The organism is Nocardia arizonensis (assembly GCF_001310275.1).
Lineage (GTDB): Bacteria > Actinomycetota > Actinomycetes > Mycobacteriales > Mycobacteriaceae > Nocardia > Nocardia arizonensis.
This window is the reverse complement of record NZ_LGYZ01000067.1, coordinates 188,312-211,288: the sequence shown is the minus strand read 5'-3', so window position 1 is coordinate 211,288 and position 22,977 is coordinate 188,312. Positions and strand designations below refer to the sequence as shown.

Sequence of the window (22,977 nt, the reverse complement as noted above, 5' to 3'; positions counted from 1 at the left end):
GCGGAGGAATTCGGGTCGACGGGTGTTGAGCGGATCGGGTCGTCCTCGGGCACGATGGAACCGAGACCCGAGATGTCGGCGGATCGTCGATCGTGAGTGAGCGGAAATTTGGCTGTATCTGAACCAGGCACCGGCGCCGACCACGGCATCGGATGCGGCTCCCGCCGCGCGGAATCGTCGTGAGCGAGCGGGCACACGTGGTGAACGAACGTGGTGCGGTCGACTCGGATCCGGTCGAACCGGAGGCGAGCGCACGGGTGTCGCGTACGGACGTACGGGCCGCGCGCAAACGGCTGGCAGGCCGCATCCGCAAGACACCGGTCTTCCATACCTCCGTCGTCGGGCCGAACGGCCCGGTGCCGGTGACGCTGAAACTCGAATACCTCCAGCACGGTGGCACCTACAAGGTCCGGGGCAGCTACAACACGCTGCTCGGGTCTGCGGTGGTGACCGAGCGCGTCGTCATCGCCTCCGGCGGGAATGCCGGGATCGCCGCGGCCGTGTCGACCGCACAGCTCGGTATCGCGTGCACGGTCGTGGTGCCGGAGTCGGCGCCACATCACAAGGTGGCCGCCATGTGGTCGCACGGTGCGGAGGTGCTCTGGCACGGCGCGACCTATGCCGAGGCGTACCGATACGCCGGTGATTTCGCGGCCGAGCGCGGGTCGACGCAACTGCACGCCGAGGATCTTCCCGCGGTCGTCGCGGGCGTGGGCGTGGTTGGGCTCGAACTCGAGGATCAGGTGCGCGGCAGGCCGCCGGTGCTGATCGCGGTGGGTGGCGGTGGGCTGGTCGCGGGTGTCGCGGCGGCGCTCGGACGCCGGCGACAGGTCATCGGGGTGGAGCCGGCGGGACTGCCCGCGCTGCACACCGCGCTCGGCGTCGACCGTCCCGTCGCGCTGCCGAGCGCCGATGCGCTCACGGCCGATCGGATCGGCGCGGTGAGCCTCGGTATCGCGCGTCATCACGGTGTGCGCTCGCTGCTGGTCAGCGATGACGCGGTCGTCAGCGCGCGCGACTATCTGTGGCGGGAATTCCGTATCGTCGTCGAGCCCACCGGGGCGACGGCGCTGGCCGCGATCCACAGTGGCGTGTACGTCCCGCCGCCGGGGGAGCGTCCGGTGGTGGTGCTGTGCAGTGCGAACACCGAGGTCGCCGCGCCCTGAGCCGGTGATCGAAGCGGGCGCTGTCCACATGCGGGAGGTTGTGCACATTCCGCGCGCCCGGCCCCCGCTCGGGCGCCGGACAGGTCAGGCTGGAAGGACCTCGCGAACAGGGGCGGACAGCACCGGCGCCGCGGGCGCCGGTGCGGATGTGAAGGGGCGCAATCATGTACGAAGCAATGGCGACAGTGATCGGCACCGTGGTCACCCATCCGACCAAGCGGGAGCTCAATTCGGGCGAGCAGGTGCTGACCTTCCGCATGGCGAGCAATTCGCGCCGGTTCGACCAGGCCAGCGGGCAATGGGTCGACAACGGGACGTTGTTCCTCACGGTCACCTGCTGGCGGCGCCTGGTGGACGGGGTCGAGGCGTCCATCCGGCGCGGCGATCCGATCGTGGTCTACGGGCAGTTGCGTTCGCACGAGTACCGCACCAGGGACGGCGTCGAGCGCCGCGACCTGGAGATGCGGGCCAGTGCCGTCGGTCCTGATCTCACTCGGTGCACCGCGCGGGTGATCCGGTCATCGGAGACCGCCGCCGAGGCGGGCGGCGTCATACGGAATACTTGTGACGGATCGAGCGCTGAACACGGTGCACGCGTCGGACGTGGCCTGGGGGAGACCGCAGCGACCGTGCCTTCCGCATCTACCCGGAGCGCCGAACCGGAGCCGGTGGACGCCTGAATCACGGGAAACAAGCACCGTGAACAGCGCGGATATCGCCCGGCGGCACTCAGGCGCCCGGCCCGAATCGACCCCGGCGCGGTGGGTGGCGCTGCCCGAGTCCACCGTTCCCCAGACCGATAGGCTTCTGTGTATGGCTGAGTTCATCTACCAAATGAAGAAGGTTCGCAAGGCGCACGGCGACAAGGTCGTGCTCGACGATGTCACCTTGAACTTCCTTCCCGGCGCCAAGATCGGTGTTGTCGGCCCGAACGGCGCGGGTAAATCCACCGTGCTGAGGATCATGGCCGGATTGGACCAGCCGAACAACGGTGACGCCTTCCTGGCGCCGGGCGCCACGGTCGGCATCCTCCAGCAGGAGCCGCCGCTCAACGAGGAGAAGACGGTCCGCGGCAATGTCGAGGAGGGCCTCGGCGAGATCAAGGTGAAGCTGGATCGCTTCAACGAGATCGCCGAATTGATGGCCACGGACTACTCCGATGAGCTCATGGAGGAGATGGGCAAGCTCCAGGAGGATCTCGACCACGCCGATGCCTGGGATATCGACTCCCAGCTCGAGCAGGCCATGGACGCCTTGCGCTGCCCGCCGCCGGACGAGCCGGTCACCAAGCTCTCCGGTGGTGAGCGCCGACGGGTCGCACTGTGCAAGCTGCTGCTGAGCAAACCCGATCTGCTACTGCTCGACGAGCCGACCAACCACCTCGACGCCGAGTCGGTGAACTGGCTGGAACAGCATTTGGCGCAGTATCAGGGCGCGGTCCTCGCGGTCACCCACGACCGGTACTTCCTGGACAACGTCGCGGGCTGGATTCTCGAACTCGACCGTGGCCGGGCCTACCCCTACGAGGGCAACTACTCCACCTACCTGGAGAAGAAGGCCGAGCGGCTCGAGGTGCAGGGTAAGAAGGACCAGAAACTCCAGAAGCGACTCAAGGAAGAACTCGCCTGGGTGCGCTCGGGCGCCAAGGCGCGTCAGGCCAAGAACAAGGCGCGTCTGGGTCGGTACGAGGAGATGGCGGCCGAGGCCGAGAAGCACCGCAAGTTGGACTTCGAGGAGATACAGATCCCGGCGGGTCCCCGTCTGGGCAGCGTGGTCGTCGAGGTCTCGCATCTGGACAAGGGCTTCGGCGATCGTCAGCTCATCAAGGACCTGTCGTTCACCCTCCCGCGCAATGGCATCGTCGGCGTGATCGGCCCGAACGGTGTCGGTAAGACCACGCTGTTCAAGACCATCGTCGGCCTCGAACAGCCCGACAGCGGCGAGGTCAAGGTCGGTGAGACGGTCAAGCTCAGCTACGTCGACCAGAACCGCGCGGGAATCGACCCGAAGAAGAACGTCTGGCAGGTCGTCTCCGACGGGCTCGATTTCATCGAGGTCGGAAATCAGGAGATGCCCTCGCGCGCCTACGTCAGCGCCTTCGGCTTCAAGGGCCCGGATCAGCAGAAGCCGGCGGGCGTGCTGTCCGGCGGTGAGCGCAACCGCCTCAACCTCGCGCTCACCCTCAAGCAGGGCGGTAATCTGATCCTGCTCGATGAGCCGACCAACGACCTCGACGTCGAGACGCTCGGTTCGCTGGAGAACGCGCTCGAGCAGTTCCCCGGCTGCGCTGTGGTCATCTCCCACGACCGCTGGTTCCTCGACCGCACCTGCACCCACATTCTCGCGTGGGAAGGCGATGTGGACAACGAGGCCAAATGGTTCTGGTTCGAGGGCAACTTCGAGGCGTACGAGGCGAACAAGATCGACCGTCTCGGCCCGGAAGCGGCGCGCCCGCACCGGGTTACGCATCGAAAGCTGACGCGCGACTGATCGTCGGAGGCCGGGGCGTCGCGCGTGCGACGCCCCGGGCCGACCGGCCACGCACCACCGATGTGATGTGCGGCCGAGGGGGTGCATCGGACTCGCCGCGGCAGGGTTACGCGGACATCCTCCACTACCCGTGGGTACTGGATAGGGTGGGTTACGTGCATGCGCAGGCGCGGTCCGGGCAGTGGGTGGTTCCCACTTCCGACTCGCCGTCATGACAGTTGTCGGATCCGAAGGATGCTGGGTCGAGCGCGTGGACTTGGCTACTCTGTGGCGAACTCCGAAATCGTGGTGAACACCCTGGCATTCAAAGGGATTTCACCCCTTGGTTTCCGACGCGCAGCTACCCTCGGACCGGCGTCGCTTTGTTACGGAACCGAATCCGAGGGAGTTGGCGAAAAATGACGGTCTCGTCCGAATTGTCCAGCGCGGCGTGGGCCGCGGGACTGCCGCAGTCACTGCGCGGCGATCTCGCGACGCTCGAGGAGGCGTATTTCCGCCACGTCGACGCGGGCGATGTGGACTGCGCGATCACCGGGATCACCCAGATCTTTCGGCGACACCTGGAATTGGCGATGGCGCGTCCGAGTGGACGGGCACTCGTCCGGGTGTATCACCCGGACGACGGTTCCGGACTCGGCGCCGCCGTTCAACTCGTCACCGACGACATGGCGTTGCTGGTGGAATCTGTGACCTCGTCGCTGACCCGCATGGGGGTCGGCATCAGCGAGATCATCCACCCGATCTTCGAGGTCGAACGCGACGAGGAGGCGCGGCTCGTGCGGGCCGCGCCGCACGAAGTGGACGGCAACGGCGAGATGGGCACGCGTGAATCGTGGATGCATCTGCAACTACACCCCTCCACCACCGACCAACTCCTCGATCGGATCGAACAGGCGATGCCCGTCGTCGTCACCGACGTCCGCCAGGTCAACAGCGATACCGTCGCCATGAAGTCGGTGCAGAGCACCCTCGCCGACCAGCTCGATCGGGCCGCCGAATCGGGTGGCGCGCCGTTCTCCGCCGCCGATCTCGAGGACACCGCGAATCTGCTGCGCTGGCTCGCCAGCGGCAACTTCACCGTACTCGGCTACGCGCGCTACCGACTCGACGACGACACCGGGCAGACCGTCTGCAACGCGCTGCCCGGCACCTGCCTCGGCGTGTTGCGCCCCGATGTCGGCACGGACTTCCGGGTGCCCATCCACGACGGTAAACGTCCGCTGCTCATGCTCACCCAGGGCCTGGTACCGGCGACGGTGCACCGTTCGGTGTATCCGTACTTCATCGGTGTCGCCGACTTCGACGAATCCGGCGCGGTCGTCGGCGACCACCTGTTCATCGGCGTGTTCACCGTCACCGCCGTGCACGAGAACGTCCTCGACATCCCGGTGATCGCCCGCCGGGTGCGTGCGGCCATCGAACAGAGCGGTTTCGATCTCGACTCGTTCTCCGGCCAGGCGATGCTCGAGGTCATCCAGTCCTTCCCGCGGACCGAACTGTTCTCCTCCGATGCCGAGACCATGCGCCGCACCGCGACGGCGGTACTCAATGTGGGCCTGCGCAGACAGGTCAAGCTGTTCATGCGCGCCGACCGCTACGGCCGCTTCGTGGCCTGCCTCGTGTATCTGCCGCGTGACCGCTACACCACTCGGGTGCGACTCGAGATGCAGGACATCCTGGTTCGCGAACTCGGCGGCGTCTCCATCGATTATTCGGCGAGGGTCAGCGAGAGTGAGCTCGCCAGCGTCTATTTCACGGTGCGGCTGCCCGATGCCGATCTGCGCGGCCCGCGTGAGACACCCGCTCCCGCCGACACCTCCGAACCCAACCGGCTGCGTATCCAACGCCTGCTCGCCGAGGCGAGCACTACCTGGGACGACCACCTCAACGATCAGCACAACCTCGCGCCGGTCGTCGATCCGGCGGCGGTGCGCCGCTATGCCGAGGCGTTTCCCGAGGGCTACAAGCAGGATTTCGAACCCGCGCGCGCGCTCGGCGACATCGCCCGCCTCGAGCGGCTGTCCGAGGGTTCGATCGTGCAGCACCTATACCGCAGACCGGGAGCGGCGCCCGGTTCCTGGCGGTTCAGTCTCTTCATCGGCGGCACCGGAATCTCACTGAGCCAGGTGCTGCCGGTATTGCAGAGTCTCGGCGTCGAGGTCGTCGACGAGCGGCCGTACCGCATCCTGCTGGATTCGCCGGGTGAACCGGCCGTCGAACAATGGATCTACGACTTCGGCGTGCTCGCGCGCCCGGAATTGCTGCGCAGTTCCCTGGACCGGGACCTCGACGCCGAACTGCTCGAATCCTCGGCCCGCGCGGATACGCTCGAGGCGGAGGTCCGCGGTCTGCGCGAGCGCTTCACCGAGGCATTCGAGGCCATGTGGTACGGGCACGCCGAGGCCGACGGACTCAACGAACTGGTGCTGCGGGCGCGGTTGTCGTGGCGGGCGGTGTCGATCCTGCGTACCTACGCGAAATACCTTCAGCAGGCCGATTTCCCGTACAGCCAGGCCAATATCTCTCGCGTACTGCTCACCTACCCGGACGCGGCCCGGCTGTTCGTCGAATTGTTCACCGCCCGGTTCGATCCCGACACCTCCTCGGCCGAGCACGCCGAGGATCTGGAATCCCATGTGCGCGCTCGTATCGATGAGGTGGTGAGTCTGGATGCCGACCGCATCCTGCGCGCCATACTCGGCCTGATCAAGGCCACCCTGCGCACCAACTACTACGTCACCGACCCCGAGGGCGTGTCGCGCGAGCACATCTCGATCAAGGTCGAACCTCGCGAGATCGTCGAATTGCCCAGGCCCCGGCCGCAATTCGAGATATTCGTATACTCGCCCCGGGTGGAGGGCGTGCACCTGCGGTTCGGCGCCGTCGCTCGTGGCGGACTGCGCTGGTCGGATCGCCTTGAGGATTTCCGCACCGAAATCCTCGGCCTGGTCAAGGCGCAGGCGGTCAAGAACGCGGTCATCGTTCCGGTCGGCGCCAAAGGCGGTTTCGTGGTGAAACAGCCGCCCGCGGCTACCGGTGACCCGGTAGCCGACCGGCAGGCGCTCGGCGCCGAGGGCGTGGCCTGCTATCGCACCTTCATCTCGGGTCTGCTCGATCTCACCGACAATGTCGACCGGGTCACCGGCGCGGTGCTGCCGCCCGCCCGCGTGGTGCGCCGCGACGGCGACGACACCTATCTGGTCGTCGCCGCCGACAAGGGCACGGCCACCTTCTCCGACACCGCCAACGAGGTCGCGAAGCGCTACGGCTTCTGGCTGGGCGACGCCTTCGCTTCCGGCGGTTCGGCGGGATACGACCACAAGGCGATGGGTATCACGGCCAAGGGTGCGTGGGAGAGCGTCAAACGTCACTTCGCCGAGATGAACGTCGACACCCAGAGCCAGGATTTCACCGTCGTCGGCATCGGCGACATGAGCGGTGATGTCTTCGGCAACGGCATGCTGCTCTCCGAACACATCCGCCTGGTCGCCGCCTTCGACCACCGGCACATCTTCCTGGACCCGAATCCGGATGCGGCGAGCTCCTTCGTCGAACGGCAGCGCATGTTCGCCCTGCCCCGCTCGTCCTGGGCCGATTACGATACCTCGCTGATCAGCGAGGGCGGCGGCGTCTGGGATCGCACGGTGAAGTCGGTGCCGATCAGCGCGCAGGCGCGGGCGGCGCTCGGACTGGCCGACGACGTCACCTCCCTGTCGCCCCCGGAACTGGTGCGCGCCATCCTGCTCGCGCCGGTGGGTCTGCTGTGGAACGGCGGTATCGGCACCTATATCAAGGCGTCGACCGAGACCAACGCGGAGGTCGGCGACAAGTCCAACGACCCGGTCCGTGTGGACGGAAACCAGTTGCGGGTCAAGGTGATCGGTGAGGGCGGCAACCTGGGCGCCACCGCGCTCGGCCGTATCGAGTTCTGCCGTCACGGCGGCAAGATGAATACCGACGCGCTCGACAATTCGGCCGGTGTGGACTGCTCCGACCACGAGGTCAATATCAAGGTGCTCCTCGACGGTGTGGTCAGCAGTGGTCTGCTGCCCGAACCCGAGCGCAATCCGCTGCTGGCTTCCATGACCGACGAGGTCGCGCGGATGGTGTTGCGCGACAACGTGTCCCAGAACTTCCTCATGGGCATCTCCCGGTACGAGGCGCCGCGCATGCTCAATGTCAGCCAGCGTGTCATCGAGGATCTGGAACAGCGGCGCGGCCTCGACCGCGAGCTGGAGGCGCTGCCGTCCGACGCCGCGATCAAGCGGCGGCACGAGGAGGGTACCGGCCTGACCTCACCGGAGCTGGCCAATCTGATGGCGCACGTGAAACTTTCGCTCAAGACCGATCTGCTCGACTCCGAATTGCCGGACATGTCGTACTTCGCCAGCCGGTTGCCGGACTACTTCCCCTCCGCGATTCGGACCCGTTTCGGCGCGGCCATCAAGAAGCACCGGCTGCGCCGGGAGATCGTTACCACGATGATCGTCAACGAGATGGTCGACTACGGCGGGATCACCTACGCCCATCGGCTCAACGAGGAGATCGGCGCCAGCGCCTCCGACGCGGTGCGTGCCTTCGCTGCGGCGGGCTCGATCTTCGACCTGCACACCATGTGGGCAAGGATTCGTGAGTCCGACACCTCCACGTCGGTGCGCGACGCATTGGAATTCGAGACCAAACGCACCCTGGACCGAGCCTCGCGCTGGCTGTTGAGCAACCGCCCCCAGCCGATCGCGGTCGGCGCGGAGATCAATCGGTACAGCCGAGGCGTGCGGGAGTTGGCGCCGAAGGTGCCGGGCTGGTTGCGCGTGCACCATGTCGCAACCGTCACCGATCACGCCTCGGAACTGATCGCCCAGGGCGCGCCGACGGATCTGGCCACGGAGGTCTTCGCGCTGCTGAACCAGTTCCCACTGCTCGACGTGCTCGATATCGCCGACATCACCGATCGTGACGGTGACGAGGTGGGCGCGCTGTACTACGCGCTCAACGATCACCTCAAGATCGACTGGCTGCTCGAGGCCGTCACCCACCTCGAACGTGGCGACCGCTGGCATGCGCTGGCCCGGTTGGCGCTGCGCGACGACATGTACAGCTCGTTGCGGTCGCTGACCCTCGACGTGCTCTCCGCCGGTGATCCCGAGGAGACCGCCGACGAGAAGATCGCCTACTGGGAGTCCAAGAACCAGTCCCGCCTCGGCCGTGCCCGCGCGGCACTGTCGGAGCTGTTCGAATCCGGGGCCCATGATCTGGCGACGCTGTCGGTGGCGGCGCGGCAGGTGCGCAGCATGGTCAGCGGTGTGGGGGCGCAGTCCGAACGCTGAACCGGACCGCGGTACGGCTCGGCCCGATCGCCGAGCCGTACCGCACAGGGCTGATGGTGCGGGCGTGCCCCGCGGTGATCGACCCGCCGGACGTTGCCATACTGGTCGGTGATCGAGTCCGGCGACCACGGTCTCGCTCCGCTGTACGGCCGCAATGTGGCGGCCGCGACGCGGGGTGGGTCGGGCGCCCAATCGGAGGTGTCACGGTGACGAGTTCTGTGAACGGTAGGGGGAGCGGCGAAGGGGGAGCCGGCGTGCTGCCCAGGCGCTTTCACGCCAAGGTCGAGATCCGGTGGTCGGATATGGACGTGTTCCAGCACGTCAATCACGCCCGCATGGTGACACTGTTGGAGGAGGCCCGCATTCCCTGGTTGTTCGAGGATGGCAGACCCACCGCCTCGCTGCGTGAGGGCTGCGTACTCGCCGATCTGCGGGTGCGCTACCGGGGCCAGTTGCGCCACGAAGACACCCCGCTCGATATCGCCATGTGGATCGAGCAGATCCGGGCGGTCGACTTCACCGTCGGCTACGAGGTGCGCGCCAACGGCGCCGCCGAGGAGTCCGCACCCGCGGTGCTCGCTTCCACCCAGATCGCCGCCTTCGATATCAAGACCCAGCGACTGCGCAGGCTCTCCGACGCCGAGCGCGGGTACCTGGCCGAATGGATGGATCGCTGAACGAGGCCGCGGAACAGCGCTGAACCTACTGGCGTGACGATGACAGGACCGTTCTAGATGGTGTCCGAGCAGCGCGTGCTGTACGTGACCGATCCGGCCGAACGCGAAAATCTGGCCACCTTCCTGACCCGTGCCATCCGGCTCGACCCCGCCGTGGTAGTGCGGTTGCGCAGACGGGGCGACCGGTACGTCTCGGCCTGGGTCGGCACCGGATTCGAGGCGCTGGCGGTGCGCACGGTACTGGCCGAACTCGGCGTCGACGACGTGACCATCGGTGCGGATCTGGTGCTGGCGGGTCTCGGCTCGGGCAGCCCGATCGACCTGGGCTATTCGATGGATTCGGCCTGGCGTGGTGCCCTGCCGCCCGCCGATGGCTTCGCCCACATCGATGACGTGCCTGCCCGCTCCCTGGTGGAATTGGCCGAACGCGGCGCCGAGTTGGCCAAGGAACACGGCAGTTCGCACGGCCCGCCCGCATCCCTGCTGGACCAGACGGTCCTGACCGCCACGGCGGACAATGCCTCGGTGGAAGTCCCCATGCGAGTCGTGTTCGCGCTCACCGCAATGGATTTCATCCCCCATTCGGGCGACAAGACCGAGGCCCGGCGCATCCCGCCCACCGAGATAGTCCGGGTCCGCGCCACCGCGACCTGGCTGCGTCTCGACGCGCGCTATGGATCGGTGGCCCGCCGCCGAGGCGGCGCCATCCCCCTGACCCCGAACTGACCGGTAGGCATTTGCCGGTATCGGGCACCTCGCCACCGCGAGGTGCAATCCCTCGCCGCCCGAACCGGCGGTGCGGGCACGGGAGCGGCGCATTGCCTCGGTGCGGATACGGCGAAGAACCCGACCGGTGGAGTCACGCGGGCATTCGCGACCCGGATTTCGCTGACGTGGCATAACCCGCCGAGCACCGAACCTCCCGGCGACTCACGAGGCGCCGAGTAGGCGCAGGAGTGCCGTGATCGCGGCCGCGGCCACGGCCGCTTGGCCACCCGGCCATGCTCGCGAATCCGATCCGCACATCACGGGGGTCGTCGAACATGTGCTGCTCGCGGCGGGGCGGGCGCTGGTCGGCCCGAGTGCGGCCCCGGTGGAACTCGAGCCGGGCGACTACATCGCCTATCCCGGCGACGCGCCGCACCTCTTCGAGGCGCTGGCCGCCGGGACCTGGGCGACGCTGGTCGTCGAGTACACCTGAGTGTCAGGCCGCGCCCTCGCCGAGGTACTGCAACCACACCGGGTCGAGTTCGGCGGTGGTGGACAGCAGCCGCCAGTGCGGACCCTTGGGCGAGACCAGGGGCGCCCGCAGGGTCCAGCCCAGTTCGCTGAGCAGTTTGTCGGCCTTGCGGTGGTTGCACGGTGCGCAGCTGGCGACGCAGTTCTCCCAGGAGTGCTCGCCGCCGCGGCTGCGCGGAATGACGTGGTCGATGGTCTCGGCCTTGCCGCCGCAGTAACCGCAGCGGTAGCGGTCACGGTGCATGAGGGCGGCTCGCGTCATGGGAACGCGGGCGCGATAGGGGACGTGCACGTAGTTGCGCAGTCGGATGACGGATGGAATCGCGACCTCGGCCGCGGCGGAATGGACTACCGGACCCTCGTCGTTGTGATGGACGGCGTCGGCTTTGTCGCAGATCAGCAGGATGACCGCGCGACGAGCGGACAATGCGGTGAGCGGCTCGTAGGTGGCGTTCAGAAGCAACACCCGGCGCTTCAACCAGTTGACGGTCTCGGTGGGAATCGAAGTCAGGTGCGGACCGTGATGGACGGTCTCGGCGGGGCGATGCGCCCCCGGATGATGGTCGGACAAAATGTGCAGCGGAGTGGCCCCCGACCCACGACTGTGGACGTCGGCGGGCTGGAGTTGTCGGTGTGCCCTGACCTCGTGTGATCGGCCGTGCCGCTGCTTCATGGGGACCTCCGCTGGGACTGCTCCCCAGTTGACCACGGAAACCGGCCGATTGCACGGTGATTTCGCACAATGTTCGGTTAACTGCTGCTGAAGCGCCGCCGCGAGGCCAAGTGCGGGCGAGCGGGCACAATGGACGTCGGTGGATTCGGCGAGGGAGAGGATCAGATGAGCACGGGCGAGCAGACGGCGACTTCGTTCTACGACGCGGTCGGCGGTGCGGAGACCTTCCGGCGAATCGTCGCCGCGTTCTACCGCGAGGTGGCCGCCGACGAGGTGCTGCGTCCGCTGTATCCCGAGCAGGATCTCGGCCCGGCCGAGCGGCGGTTGCGCATGTTCCTCGAACAGTACTGGGGCGGTCCGCGCACCTATTCCGACGAACGCGGGCATCCGCGGCTGCGGATGCGGCACATGCCGTTCAAGGTCGGTCCGATCGAGCGCGACGCGTGGTTGCGGTGCATGCGCGTCGGCGTTGCCGAGATCGAGCCCGAGGTCCTCGACGACGAACACCGCAAGGCGCTGCTCGACTATCTGGAGATGGCGGCCCATTCCCTGGTGAACTCCCCGTTCTGAGGGCCGCAAAGCGGGCGGACGACACCGCGCAGAACGTGACGCATATCGCGATTTCGCGGTGGCGGTGAATTCGCTGATATATGGGATCCGGCGCTGCGTCGAGGGGGGTTGCGGTGGTGCGGCGGGTGTGACCCGGCTACCTGCTGTGCGAGCGCGGCGACGCTGACGGTTTGCGGGATTTCGATGTTATGGCGTTGCCTGAGAGAATTCGGTGAAATTCTTTGGCACTATTGCGGACGTGACAGAATCACCAGCCGCGCCGGTGGAGGGCAACGCGCCGGTTGACGGCCAAGGACAACCGTGGTGGCGTTCGGCCGTGTTCTACCAGGTCTACCCCCGATCCTTCGCGGACTCCGACGGCGACGGCGTCGGCGACCTCGGCGGTGTCAGAGAGAAGCTGGGGTATCTGGAACTGCTCGGTATCGACGCGCTGTGGATCTGCCCGGTCATGCGCTCCCCGATGGCCGACGGCGGTTACGACGTGGCCGACCCGCGCGATATCGATCCGCTGTTCGGCGGGATGGCCGCGATGGACGCCCTGATCGCCGACGCGCACGGGCGCGGCATCAAGGTCACCATGGATCTGGTGCCCAACCACACCAGTGATCAGCACCCGTGGTTCGCGGCCGCCGTGCAGTCCCCGCCCGGCAGCGGCGAACGCGCCCGCTACATCTTCCGCGACGGCCGCGGCCCCGACGGTTCCGAACCGCCCAACAACTGGCCCAGCATCTTCGGCGGCCCGGCCTGGACGCGCGTCACCGAACCCGACGGCACGCCCGGTCAGTGGTACCTGCACATCTTCGCTTCCGAGCAGCCCGATCTGAACTGGGAGAATCCCGAGGTCATCGCCGATTTCGAGCAGACGCTGCGGTTCTGGCTCGACCGCGGCGTCGACGGTTTCCGCATCGACGTCGCGCACGGTATGGCCAAGCCGTCGGGACTGCCCGATATGGCCGCGGTGTCGACCAAGATGCTGGTGCACGACGACGACGATCCGCGGTTCAACAATCCCGGCGTACACGAGATCCACCGACGTTTCCGCAAGGTTCTCGACGAATATCCGCACGCGGTGTCCATCGGCGAGGTGTGGGTCGACGACAACACCCGTTTCGGCGAGTACGTGCGTTCCGACGAACTGCATCTGGCCTTCAATTTCCGCCTCGCCGAGACCCCGTTCGACGCCGAGGCCGTGCGTTCGGCCATCGACAATTCGCTGGACGCGGTGGCGCCGGTCGGGGCGACGCCGACCTGGACGCTGTCCAATCACGACATCGCGCGCGAGGTCACCCGCTACGGCGGTGGCCCGCGCGGTGTTGCCCGCGCCAAGGCCATGATGATGGTCGAATTGGCACTGCCCGGCACGGTGTTCCTCTACAACGGCTCCGAACTCGGATTGCCGAATGTGGACGATCTGCCCGAAGAGGTGCTCCAGGACCCGGTGTGGGAGCGCTCGGGACACACCGATCGCGGCCGTGACGGCTGCCGGGTGCCGCTGCCGTGGGAGGGCGACACCCCGCCGTTCGGCTTCACCTCGGCGGCGACCTCGTGGCTGCCCGCACCGCCGGAATGGGCCGCGCTCACGGTGGAGTCGCAGTTGGAGGAACTCGGCTCCACGGTGTCGCTGTATCGCATGGCGATCGAACTGCGCGGCGCTCGGCGCGAGTTCTCCGGCGCGAGCGTGGAGTGGTACGGCAGCCCGAAGGGATGTCTGGCCTTCCGCCGTCCGGGCGGGTTGATCTGTGTACTCAACACCACCGCGGGGCCGATTCCGCTGCCGCCGGGTGATGTGCTGCTGGCCAGCGCGGCCTTGGTGGAGGGTCAGCTGCCGCCGGACGCGGCCGCCTGGCTGACCTGATCCTCGACACGGATCGCTCCCGGTTCGACCGGGTGGATGATCTACTACAGCCGATCGGATACCGTTGCTTCGTGAGCATTCTCGAGACAGTGCTGATTTTCGGCGGCATTCCACTCGTGGTCTACGGCGCCATCGCCGGATTGTCGTATCTCGGTAAGCCACTGGCCGGTGACAAGCCGACCCATTTCGACCTCGGTCAGAAGTGGACTCAGCCGCCGGTCCTGTGGAGTGCGACCGACGAGGTGACCGGACACGGCCACCACGGTAGTGCCGGGGCGCACGGCGACCACGCCGCCATCGAAGCGTCCGCGGCGGATCTGATCGGAGGCCGGGCAAGTGGCAAGTTCTAATTGGCCCGCGGTGGTCGAATCCGACCTGCCGCACGGATACGCACTGACCAGCAGCGGTCGGGTCTCGGGGGTGCACGAGGCGGGCGATGTGTTCAAGGAGGTGCCGTTCAGCGACGACGAGCGGCTCGCCATGGACAATGTGCTCACCGAGGCCACCAGGGCCACCAAGGTGCGGTTCAACGTCTACATCGGCGACCTGGGGGCCGATCCGGCCGCGGGTGTGGACGCCATCTTCCCCGCGACCCCGGAGGCGGCCCGTTCGGTGCTCCTCGCCGTGTCGCCGAACGAGAAGGTCATCGAGGTCCGCTCCGGCAGCGAGGTGGCCGACCGCGCCAACGACCGCGTCTGCCAGCTGGGCGTCACCGCCGCGCTGAGCTCGTTCCGGCAGGGCGAGATGATCGACGGACTCGTCTCGGCGATTCGCGTCATGGCGGCCGCGATCGGGCGCTGAGCGAAGGATAGCGTTCGGGGTGGATCGGCTCGTGGGAGCCGATCCACCCCGTTTCGCTCTTACCGGGCGTCGAAGGCGCGGGCCCGCAGTGCGCGTTCGATACCGGCCTTACCCTCGCTGACCAGGCGGCGCAGCGCGGGCGGGTGGTCGCCCGCGAGGAACTTGTCGGCGATGGCGACCGCCTCCTCGCTGATGGCCCACGCGGGATACAGACCGACGACCACGGTCTGGGCGACTTCGCTGGAACGCCGCTCCCACACACCCGGGATATCGGCGAAATACCGTTCGACGAAGGAACCGAGCAATTCGGCCTGTCCGGCGGGAGCGAAGCCGCCGACGATGGCGCGCGCGGTGATGTTGGGCACGGTGTCGTCGCCCATGACCGTCGCCCATGCCTTTTCCTTGACCTCCGCTATCGGACGCGCGGTGGCCGCCGCGGCGGCTTGGCGCTTGCCCGCGGCGGTGTTGTCGTTGGCGAGTTCGCCGTCGATGACGGGGGTGTCGAGGCCGTCGGCGTCTATGCGGCCCGCGGCGGCCAGCGCGGCGACGATGCGCCAGCGCAGGTCGGTGTCGACCACGAGCCCGTCGAGTCCGGCGGGCTCGCCCTCGCGCAGCGCCGCCAGCGTGTCGAGGTGCCGCGGTTCGAGTTTCGCGCCGGTCAGGGCGTTGACGAAGGCCAGTTGACGGTCCGAACCGGGCTCGGCGGCGCGGGCGAGTTCGAGCAGCCGGTCGGCGAATGCGGGCCAGCCGGTCTCGGTCGCCCAGCTCGGATCGGCGTAGCTGCCGATGGCGGTATGCGCCTGCATGAGCAGCCGCTGTACCACGCCGATCTCCGATTCCGCCTCGATTCCGCGCTGGACGAGGCCGACGAAATCGCGGGCGCGCATCTCGGCCTGGCGGGTCATCTCCCATGCCGCCGACCACGCCAGGGTGCGCGGCAGCGGTTCGACGATCTGGTGGATGCGGTGCAGCACCACGTCGAGGGAATCCGGGTCGAGCCGGACCGAGCAGTAGGTGAGGTCGCCGTCGTTGACGAGCACGAACTGGCCGTTCTCGACTCCGACCAGCTCGGGCACCTCGGTGCGTTCGGCCGCCTCGAGGTCGAGTTCGACGCGGTGGGTGCGTACCAGCTTTCCGTCGCGCTCACCGTAGATGCCGATGGCGAGCCGGTGCACGCGGTACTCCCCGGCGCCGGGCCGCGCGCCCTCCTGGACGACGGCGAATCGGGTGAAGCGTCCGCCGGGATCGACCTCGAAATCGGGGCGCAGGATGTTCAGGCCGGTGGTCTTGAGCCACTGCGCCCCCCAGTCGGACAGGTCGCGACCGGAGGACTTCTCCAGCGCGGCCAGCAGGTCGTCGAAGGTCGCGTTGCCGTAGGCGTGGTCGGCGAAGTACGCGCGCAGTCCCGCGAGGAACGGGTCGAGCCCGACGTAGGCCACCAGTTGCTTGAGCACCGAAGCGCCCTTGGCGTAGGTGATTCCGTCGAAGTTCACCTCGACCGCCGCCAAGTCGGGGATGTCGGCGGCGATGGGGTGGGTGGAGGGCAGCTGGTCCTGGCGGTAGGCCCACGACTTCTCGACATTGGCGAAGGTGGTCCAGGCATTGGTGTACTCGGTGGCCTCGGACTGGCACAGCACCGAGGCGAAGGTGGCGAAGGACTCGTTGAGCCACAGATCGTCCCACCACTTCATGGTGACGAGATCGCCGAACCACATGTGCGCCATCTCGTGCAGGACGGTCTCGGCGCGGCGCTCGTAGGAGGCCCTGGTGACCTTGGAGCGGAAGACGTAGTCCTCGAGAAAGGTCACCGCGCCCGCGTTCTCCATCGCGCCCGCGTTGAATTCCGGCACGAACAGCTGGTCGTATTTGCCGAAGGCGTATGGCACGCCGAACTTCGCGTGGTAGAAGCCGAAACCCTGTTTGGTCTCGGTGAACAGCCGACCGGCGTCCATGTGCTCGGCCAGCGAGGCGCGGCAGTAGATGCCGAGCGGAATGGTGCCGTGGTCGTCGGTATAGGCGTCGGTCCACTGCGCGTAGGGTCCCGCGATCAGCGCGACCAGATAGGTGCTCATGCGCGGGGTGGTGCGGAACAGGTGGTGGCCGGGTTCGGCGCGCACGGTCTCGACCACCGCGCCGTTGGAGATGACATGCCAGGTCGGGTCGGCGGTGACCGATATGTCGAAGGTGGCCTTGAGGTCGGGCTGGTCGAAGCAGGCGAACATGCGCTTGGCGTCGGCGGTTTCGAACTGCGAGTACAGGTAGACCGCGCCGTCGGCGGGGTCTACGAACCGGTGCAGACCTTCGCCGGTGTGGGAGTACTCGCAGTCGGCCTCGACCACGAGTTCGTTGCGCCCGGCAAGGTCGTCCAGGGGGATGCCGGTCGACTCGTCGTAGTCCGACACATCGAGCGCGACGCCGTTGAGCACGGCCGAGCGCACCCCGCGGGCGACGATGTCGATGAAGGTGCTCGCCCCCGGTGTCGCCGTGAAGGCGACCGTGCTGCGTGAGAAGAAGGTCTGCTCACCCGGTTTCCCCGACCCGTCGGTCAGGTCGAGTTCGATGCGGTAGTTCTCGACCTGCACCGTGGCGGCGCGTTCTATCGCCTGTTCGCGAGTCAGGTTGGGTGCGGACATGAGGCTCCTTCGTGGTCGAAGAACGGCGCGGGCGCCACGCATACTGCCACCAGCGCGGTGCGGCGCGCGCGGAAGTTTCCCGCCAACCCTATCGGTGCGCGGCGTACTCGTGTCGCCTCGCCGCATCGCCCGTGCGCCGCGCCGCGAGCGGGCCCGCGCGGCGGCGGTATCGTTGCCGTTCGGCGCGGCTACACCAGTGAGGATTCGGAGGCTCGACGTTGAAGCATGTGCACGCCGGAAAGGTGCGCGACCTGTACGAGGACGGCGACAGCCTGCTGCTGGTCGCCTCGGACCGGGTCTCGGTCTACGACGTCGTGTTGCCGACGCCGATTCCTGACAAGGGCGCGCTGCTGACCCAGCTGTCGAACTGGTGGTTCGACTTCTTCGCCGATATCCCCAATCACGTGCTCTCCACGACCGATGTGCCCGCCGAATTCGCGGGCCGCGGGATCAGGGTGAAACCGCTGCGGATGATCCAGGTGGAATGCATCGCCCGCGGCTATCTGACCGGCGGCGGACTCCAGGAGTACCGCAGGACCGGCACGGTCTCCGGCATCGCGTTGCCGCCGGGGCTGCGCGACGGTGACAAGCTGCCCGAACCGATCTTCACCCCGTCGACCAAGGCCGCCGAGGGCCACGACGAACCGATCACCTTCGATGACGTGGTGCGTCAGGAGGGGTGCGAGGTCGCCGAGAAACTGCGCGACACCACCCTCGACCTGTACGTGCGCGGGGCCGAGCACGCGGCGCGCAACGGGGTCATCATCGCCGACACCAAGGTCGAGTTCGGCTGGGACGGTGATGTTTTCACCCTCGGTGACGAGGTGCTCACCTCGGATTCCTCGCGCTTCTGGCCCGCCGACGAGTGGGAGCCCGGCCACGCCCAGCCCTCCTTCGACAAGCAGTTCGTCCGCGACTGGGCGACCTCGACCGGCTGGGACAAGGAACCGCCCGGCCCGGAGATTCCGGCCGAGGTCGTCGCGGCGACCCGGGGCAAATACGTCGAGGCATACGAGCGCATCACCGGTCGCGCCTGGACGCGGCCCTAGGGTCGGGCCGTATCCGTCGGCGACATCTGCGCGGGCGCGGAGATAGCCGATCCGAACTACGACGTGCGTCTCACCATCCGCCTACTGCTCGACGGTTGCCGACGGTAGCCGTGCCGCCCTACCGGTTGTCGAGCAGATCGGACAGCCGGTCCAGATAGGGCCGTTGACCCTTGCCGAGTTTGTCGTGCGCGGTGGCCAGGTCGAACCAGGCGGCGCGGTCGAGCTCCGGGAATTCGGCCATGCGCCCCGAGCGCGGCGGCCATTCCATCTCGAAGGTGCCCGGGACCACCGCCTCCGGGTCGAGGTCACCTTCGACCGCCCATACCAGCACCGTCTTGTGACCCGCGCCGGACCCGTAGCGGACCTCGCCGAGCGGCAGCCATTCCCCATCCGGCACCGGCAGGCCCAGTTCCTCGGTGAACTCCCGGCCGGCCGCGGCGCGCGCGTCCTCCTCGGGGTTGTACTCGCCCTTGGGGATGGACCACGCGCCGTCGTCCTTCTTCGCGAAGTACGGTCCGCCCATATGCCCGAGAAGCACCTCGGTGCCGTTGCCGGTGGTCCGCCGGAACAGCAGGACGCCCGCACTGGTTTTGTCTGCCACGTCGTGCAGTCTGCCCGGCCGCGATCCGCGGGGGACCGCCGACCGGGCGACGACTCAGTCCGCGTCCGCACGGTCGCGCAGTTGGGCGGCGCGGATGGTGAGGTAGTCGCGTTCGGGCGTGCTGGTGGTGCGCGCGGCGGCGGCCGTGTAGGCGGCGACGGCGGCCGGATTGTCGCCCGCCATCTCGTACAGGTGTCCGCGCACCGCGGCGAGCCGGTGGCTGCCCGCGAGATCCGGCTCAACGGTATCGGTCAGCGCCAGACCCGCGGCCGGACCCTCGACCATGGCGAGGGCGACCGAACGGTTCAAGGTCACCAGCGGTGTGCCCGCGAGTCGTTCGAGCACCTCGTACAGCCGCAGGATCGAGGCCCAATCGGTGTCCTGCGGGCGCAGCGCCTGGGCGTGCACCGCGGCGATGGCGGCCTGCACCTGATAGGGCCCGGTCAGCCCGCGCGCCAAGGTCGCGGTGGTGAGCCGGATGCCCTCGGTGATGAGCGCGCGGTTCCACAGCCTGCGGTCCTGTTCGGCGAGCGGGACGAGTTCGCCGTGCGGTCCGGTGCGCGCCGCGCGGCGGGCGTCGGTCAGCAGCATGAGCGCGAGCAGACCCGTGGCCTCGGTGTCCTCGGGGACGAGGGCGTGCACGGCGCGGGTCAGGCGGATGGCCTCACCGGACAGATCGGTGCGGTGCAGGTCGGGGCCCGCGGAACTGGTGTGGCCCTCGGTGAAGATCAGATACAGCACGTGCAGTACCGGACCGAGCCGCCTGCGCAGGTCCGCGCCGTCCTCGAGGGTGGCGGCGAAGGGCCGGTCCAGGGCGGCCAGCCGTTTCTTGGCGCGGGAGATGCGTTGTGCCATCGTCGCTTCCGGCAGCAGGAAGGCGTGCGCGATCTCCGCGGTGGTCAGGCCGCCAACCGCGCGCAGGGTCAATGCGATGGAACTGGCCGTCGACAGGGCCGGATGGCAGCACAGGAAGTACAGCGACAAGGTGTCGTCGCGGTCGACGGTCTCCGCGTCGCGCACCTCGCGGTCGAATACCGCGGTCTCACGGCGGCGACGGGCGACCTCGGTGCGCACGGTGTCGGCCATCCGCCGCTGCGCCACCTGGATCAGCCAGCCGCGCGGATTGTCCGGCATCCCCTCGGCGGGCCATTGGGTGGCCGCCGCCAACATCGCCTCCTGGAGCGCGTCCTCGGCGGTGTCGAAATCGCCGAACCGTCGTACGAGCGCGCCGAGGACCTGCGGCGCGAGTGCGCGCAGCAGGTCGTCGGCAGTCGCGGCGGTGTCGATCACTACCGGGGGGCGGGCGCGCTCATGACCGCCCGTACCTCGATGTGCTCTCCGATCGGCGCGCCGCCGGGACCGGGGGCGGCCGAGGCGAGTGCGGCGATCTCGAGCGCCCGCTCCGGGCTGTCTACATCGACAAGCCAATATCCGGCCAGGAATTCCTTGGTCTCGGGAAACGGACCGTCGGTGACCACCGGCGCCGACCGGCCGTCGCAATTCACCACCCGCGCCTCCTCCGGGCCCGCCAGTCCCTGCGCGTCGACGAGTTCACCGCTCGCCGCCAGTTGCGCGCCGAGGGCCTTCTGGAATTCGATGTGCGCCACGATGTCCTCGGGTGCCCACTCGGTAATCGGGGTGTCGCAGTTGGCGGTCGCCCCATAGGTCTTCAGCAGCATGTATTTCATGATTCGGCTCCTTGCCGGTCGGCGCGCCCACGCGGCGCTCTCGGGGATAGGTCGGAACCGAGCGCGCGGTCTCGACATATCCGGTCGGCCGAATTCTCCGCGATTCGACGCGGGTTCACAGCGGCGTCGAGGCGTCCGCCAGCCGGTGTGGATCGACCGGTTCGCCCGCGACGACCAGCTCCTTGATCCGGTCGGTGACATCCCAGACATTGACGTTCATCCCCGCCAGCACCCGGTTGTCGGCGTCGAGCCAGAAAGCCACGAATTCGCGGCCGTCGCGGTCGCCGCGCACCACCACCCGCGCGTAATCGCCCGGTGCGGCGTATCCGGTGTATTCCATACCGAGGTCGTACTGATCGGTGAAGAAGTAGGGGAGCCGGTCGTAGGTCGCGGGTCGGCCGAGCATGGTTGCCGCGGCCACCGCGGGCTGGTTCAGCGCGTTCGCCCAGTGCTCCACTCGGATTCGGCGGTTCAGGATCGGATGGCGTTGTTCGGCGATATCGCCGACCGCGACGATATTCGGATCGCTGGTCGCCAGCGACTCGTCGACCAGCACGCCGCCGTCCACGTCCAGTCCGGCCGCGGCGGCCAGTTCGACATTCGGCCGCGCGCCGACCGCCATGAGAACCGCGTCCGCTTCGACGGTGCTGTCATCGCCGAGGCGCAGGCCGGTCGCGAGGATGGCTTCGCCACCGTCGCGGGTGGTGATCTCCTCGACCTTCGCGCCGAGTCGCAGGTCGACGCCATTGGCCCGGTGCAGGTCGGCGAAGACCGCGCCCATCTCCGGGCCGAGCGCGCCGAGCAGCGGCTGTTCGGCGGATTCGACGACGGTGACGCGCAGCCCGGCCCCGCGCGCCGCGGCGGCGACCTCGAGGCCGATCCAGCCCGCGCCGATCACCGCCAGGCTGGTGTCCTGACCGAACAATTCGATGAGGGTGTCGGAATCGTCGATGGTGCGCAGGGTGTAGACATTGGGCGCGTCCGCGCCGGGCAGCGGCAGGCGATTCGGGCTCGACCCGGTGGCCAGCGCCAATTTGTCGTAGGGCAGCGTGGAGCCGTCGGGCAGGGTGACGGTCTTGGCCGCGGGGTCGATGGCGGTGACCTCGGTGCCGAGTCGCAGGTCGATATGGTGGTCGCGGTACCACTGCGCGGGATCGACGGTGAACTCCGCCAGGCTCTTCTTACCGAGCAGGTGTTCCTTGGACAGCGGAGGTCGCTCGTAGGGCAGGTGCTCCTCGGCGCCGATCAAGGTGACGGTTCCGTCGAAATCGTTGTCCCGCAGTGCTTCCGCGAGTTTGGCCGCGGCCAGGCCGCCACCGACGATGACAAAACGACGCTGCGAGGTCATTGCGGACTCCTTCTCTGACGGATAACGGATTCCTGCCACCCGAGCGTACTGGGAGCCGCCCCGCCCGAACGCGGATCGAGCGGACCGGGAACGAATGGCGCCGCGATGTGGTTGCTTTCACTGACGGCGTCCCCGCCGCCACCCCGACGTACGCGAGTTTCGCGAAATCGAGAGGAACGCAAACCGTGACCGACACGGCCGGAAAAGACGTTGCCGACTTCTGGTTCGACCCGCTGTGCCCGTGGTGCTGGATCACCTCCCGCTGGATCCTCGAGGTCGAGAAGGTCCGCGATATCCAGGCCAACTTCCACGTCATGAGCCTCGCGGTGCTCAACGAGGGCCGCGACCTGCCGCCGCAGTACCAGGAACTGATGGCCGTGGGATGGGGCCCGGTGCGGGTCGCCATCGCCGCCGCCCAAGCGCACGGCGACAAGATCCTGTCGCCGCTCTACACCGCCATGGGTACCCGTATCCACGATCGCCGCGACGAGTACGAGCGCGAGGACCGCGCCGCCTCGCTGGCCGCGGTCATCGCCGATTCCCTCGCCGAGGTCGGATTGCCCGCCGAATTGGCGAGCGCCGCCCAGAGCACCGAATTCGACGCCGCGCTGCGCGAGAGTCACCACGCGGGCATGGACAAGGTCGGCAAGGATGTAGGCACGCCCACCATCCACGTCAACGGCGTAGCCTTCTTCGGCCCGGTGCTGTCGCGGATACCGCGCGGCGAGGAGGCGGGCAAGGTGTGGGACGGCGCGGTCGCCCTCGCCTCCTACCCGCACTTCTTCGAGCTGAAGCGGACCAGGACCGAAGCGCCGGCCTTCGACTGAGCTCATCCCGCGGTACGGCGCGAACGCCGCACC

General features: G+C 67.9%; 18 protein-coding genes and 1 pseudogene. 13 read left to right on the top strand and 6 right to left on the bottom strand.

Features of this window, described 5'->3' with window-relative positions:
* The first annotated feature begins 179 nt into the window (after positions 1-179).
* The 7 genes and pseudogenes from APZ21_RS13335 to APZ21_RS13305 form a co-directional block, all read left to right on the top strand.
* Positions 180-1,166 (top strand): serine/threonine dehydratase, encoded by a 987-nt coding sequence (locus APZ21_RS13335; RefSeq protein WP_239476610.1) that lies wholly within the window; start codon positions 180-182, stop codon positions 1,164-1,166.
* 164 nt (positions 1,167-1,330) lie between these two features.
* Entirely contained in the window at positions 1,331-1,846 is a 516-nt protein-coding gene (locus APZ21_RS13330) for a single-stranded DNA-binding protein (RefSeq protein ID WP_082393062.1), read from the top strand.
* 133 nt (positions 1,847-1,979) lie between these two features.
* Positions 1,980-3,656, top strand: coding sequence for an energy-dependent translational throttle protein EttA (gene ettA, locus APZ21_RS13325; protein WP_054813654.1), 1,677 nt, complete (start codon positions 1,980-1,982; stop codon positions 3,654-3,656).
* Between the two features lie 398 nt (positions 3,657-4,054).
* Positions 4,055-8,983, top strand: a complete 4,929-nt coding sequence (locus tag APZ21_RS13320; protein WP_054813574.1) for an NAD-glutamate dehydrogenase — start codon at positions 4,055-4,057, stop codon at positions 8,981-8,983.
* 254 nt (positions 8,984-9,237) lie between these two features.
* Positions 9,238-9,660 carry an acyl-CoA thioesterase gene (locus tag APZ21_RS33985; protein WP_338048717.1) on the top strand — a complete coding sequence of 141 codons (423 nt, stop codon included), beginning with the start codon at positions 9,238-9,240 and terminating at the stop codon, positions 9,658-9,660.
* A gap of 57 nt (positions 9,661-9,717) precedes the next feature.
* The gene (locus APZ21_RS13310; RefSeq protein WP_054813572.1) at positions 9,718-10,386 is read left to right on the top strand and encodes a DUF8185 domain-containing protein; all 669 of its coding nucleotides are present in this window, start codon (positions 9,718-9,720) and stop codon (positions 10,384-10,386) included.
* Positions 10,387-10,600: 214 nt separating this feature from the next.
* A pseudogene (locus tag APZ21_RS13305) lies at positions 10,601-10,861 on the top strand (transcriptional regulator); the annotation flags it as partial.
* A gap of 3 nt (positions 10,862-10,864) precedes the next feature.
* Here the strand turns inward: APZ21_RS13305 and APZ21_RS13300 are convergent.
* Positions 10,865-11,572, bottom strand: a complete 708-nt coding sequence (locus tag APZ21_RS13300) for an HNH endonuclease (RefSeq protein ID WP_239476609.1) — start codon at positions 11,570-11,572, stop codon at positions 10,865-10,867.
* 165 nt (positions 11,573-11,737) lie between these two features.
* On the opposite strand from APZ21_RS13300, the gene APZ21_RS13295 reads away from it, so the two are divergent.
* The 4 genes from APZ21_RS13295 to APZ21_RS13280 all read left to right on the top strand — a co-directional run bounded on the left by APZ21_RS13295 (position 11,738) and on the right by APZ21_RS13280 (position 14,798).
* Positions 11,738-12,142, top strand: a complete 405-nt coding sequence (locus APZ21_RS13295; RefSeq protein ID WP_054813652.1) for a globin — start codon at positions 11,738-11,740, stop codon at positions 12,140-12,142.
* 238 nt (positions 12,143-12,380) lie between these two features.
* Positions 12,381-13,997, top strand: coding sequence for a glycoside hydrolase family 13 protein (locus APZ21_RS13290; RefSeq protein WP_054813571.1), 1,617 nt, complete (start codon positions 12,381-12,383; stop codon positions 13,995-13,997).
* Between the two features lie 71 nt (positions 13,998-14,068).
* Complete coding sequence (gene ctaJ / locus APZ21_RS13285; protein ID WP_054813651.1) at positions 14,069-14,347, top strand: aa3-type cytochrome oxidase subunit CtaJ; 279 nt, start codon at positions 14,069-14,071, stop codon at positions 14,345-14,347.
* Complete coding sequence (locus tag APZ21_RS13280; RefSeq protein ID WP_054813570.1) at positions 14,334-14,798, top strand: DUF5130 domain-containing protein; 465 nt, start codon at positions 14,334-14,336, stop codon at positions 14,796-14,798. Before ctaJ ends, APZ21_RS13280 begins: the two co-directional genes overlap by 14 nt.
* 59 nt (positions 14,799-14,857) lie before the next feature.
* On the opposite strand, the gene pepN is transcribed toward APZ21_RS13280, so the two are convergent.
* The gene (gene pepN, locus APZ21_RS13275; protein WP_054813569.1) at positions 14,858-17,431 is read right to left on the bottom strand and encodes an aminopeptidase N; all 2,574 of its coding nucleotides are present in this window, start codon (positions 17,429-17,431) and stop codon (positions 14,858-14,860) included.
* Between the two features lie 218 nt (positions 17,432-17,649).
* Between pepN and APZ21_RS13270 the strand changes: the two genes are divergently transcribed.
* Positions 17,650-18,480, top strand: coding sequence for a phosphoribosylaminoimidazolesuccinocarboxamide synthase (locus tag APZ21_RS13270; RefSeq protein WP_054813568.1), 831 nt, complete (start codon positions 17,650-17,652; stop codon positions 18,478-18,480).
* Between the two features lie 118 nt (positions 18,481-18,598).
* Here the strand turns inward: APZ21_RS13270 and APZ21_RS13265 are convergent, their stop codons facing one another.
* From APZ21_RS13265 to APZ21_RS13250, 4 genes are all read right to left on the bottom strand, one after another.
* The gene (locus tag APZ21_RS13265) at positions 18,599-19,081 is read right to left on the bottom strand and encodes an NUDIX hydrolase (RefSeq protein WP_054813567.1); all 483 of its coding nucleotides are present in this window, start codon (positions 19,079-19,081) and stop codon (positions 18,599-18,601) included.
* Positions 19,082-19,135: 54 nt separating this feature from the next.
* On the bottom strand, positions 19,136-20,368 hold the full coding sequence (locus APZ21_RS13260; protein WP_054813650.1) for an RNA polymerase sigma factor: 1,233 nt from the start codon (positions 20,366-20,368) through the stop codon (positions 19,136-19,138).
* A 2-nt stretch (positions 20,369-20,370) separates the two neighbouring features.
* Positions 20,371-20,769 (bottom strand): YciI family protein, encoded by a 399-nt coding sequence (locus APZ21_RS13255; protein ID WP_174553613.1) that lies wholly within the window; start codon positions 20,767-20,769, stop codon positions 20,371-20,373.
* 115 nt (positions 20,770-20,884) lie between these two features.
* Positions 20,885-22,117 (bottom strand): NAD(P)/FAD-dependent oxidoreductase, encoded by a 1,233-nt coding sequence (locus APZ21_RS13250; RefSeq protein WP_054813566.1) that lies wholly within the window; start codon positions 22,115-22,117, stop codon positions 20,885-20,887.
* 185 nt (positions 22,118-22,302) lie between these two features.
* Here APZ21_RS13250 and APZ21_RS13245 point away from each other — a divergent pair, with 185 nt between their 5' ends.
* Positions 22,303-22,944 (top strand): mycothiol-dependent nitroreductase Rv2466c family protein, encoded by a 642-nt coding sequence (locus APZ21_RS13245; RefSeq protein ID WP_054813565.1) that lies wholly within the window; start codon positions 22,303-22,305, stop codon positions 22,942-22,944.
* Positions 22,945-22,977: the final 33 nt, after the last annotated feature.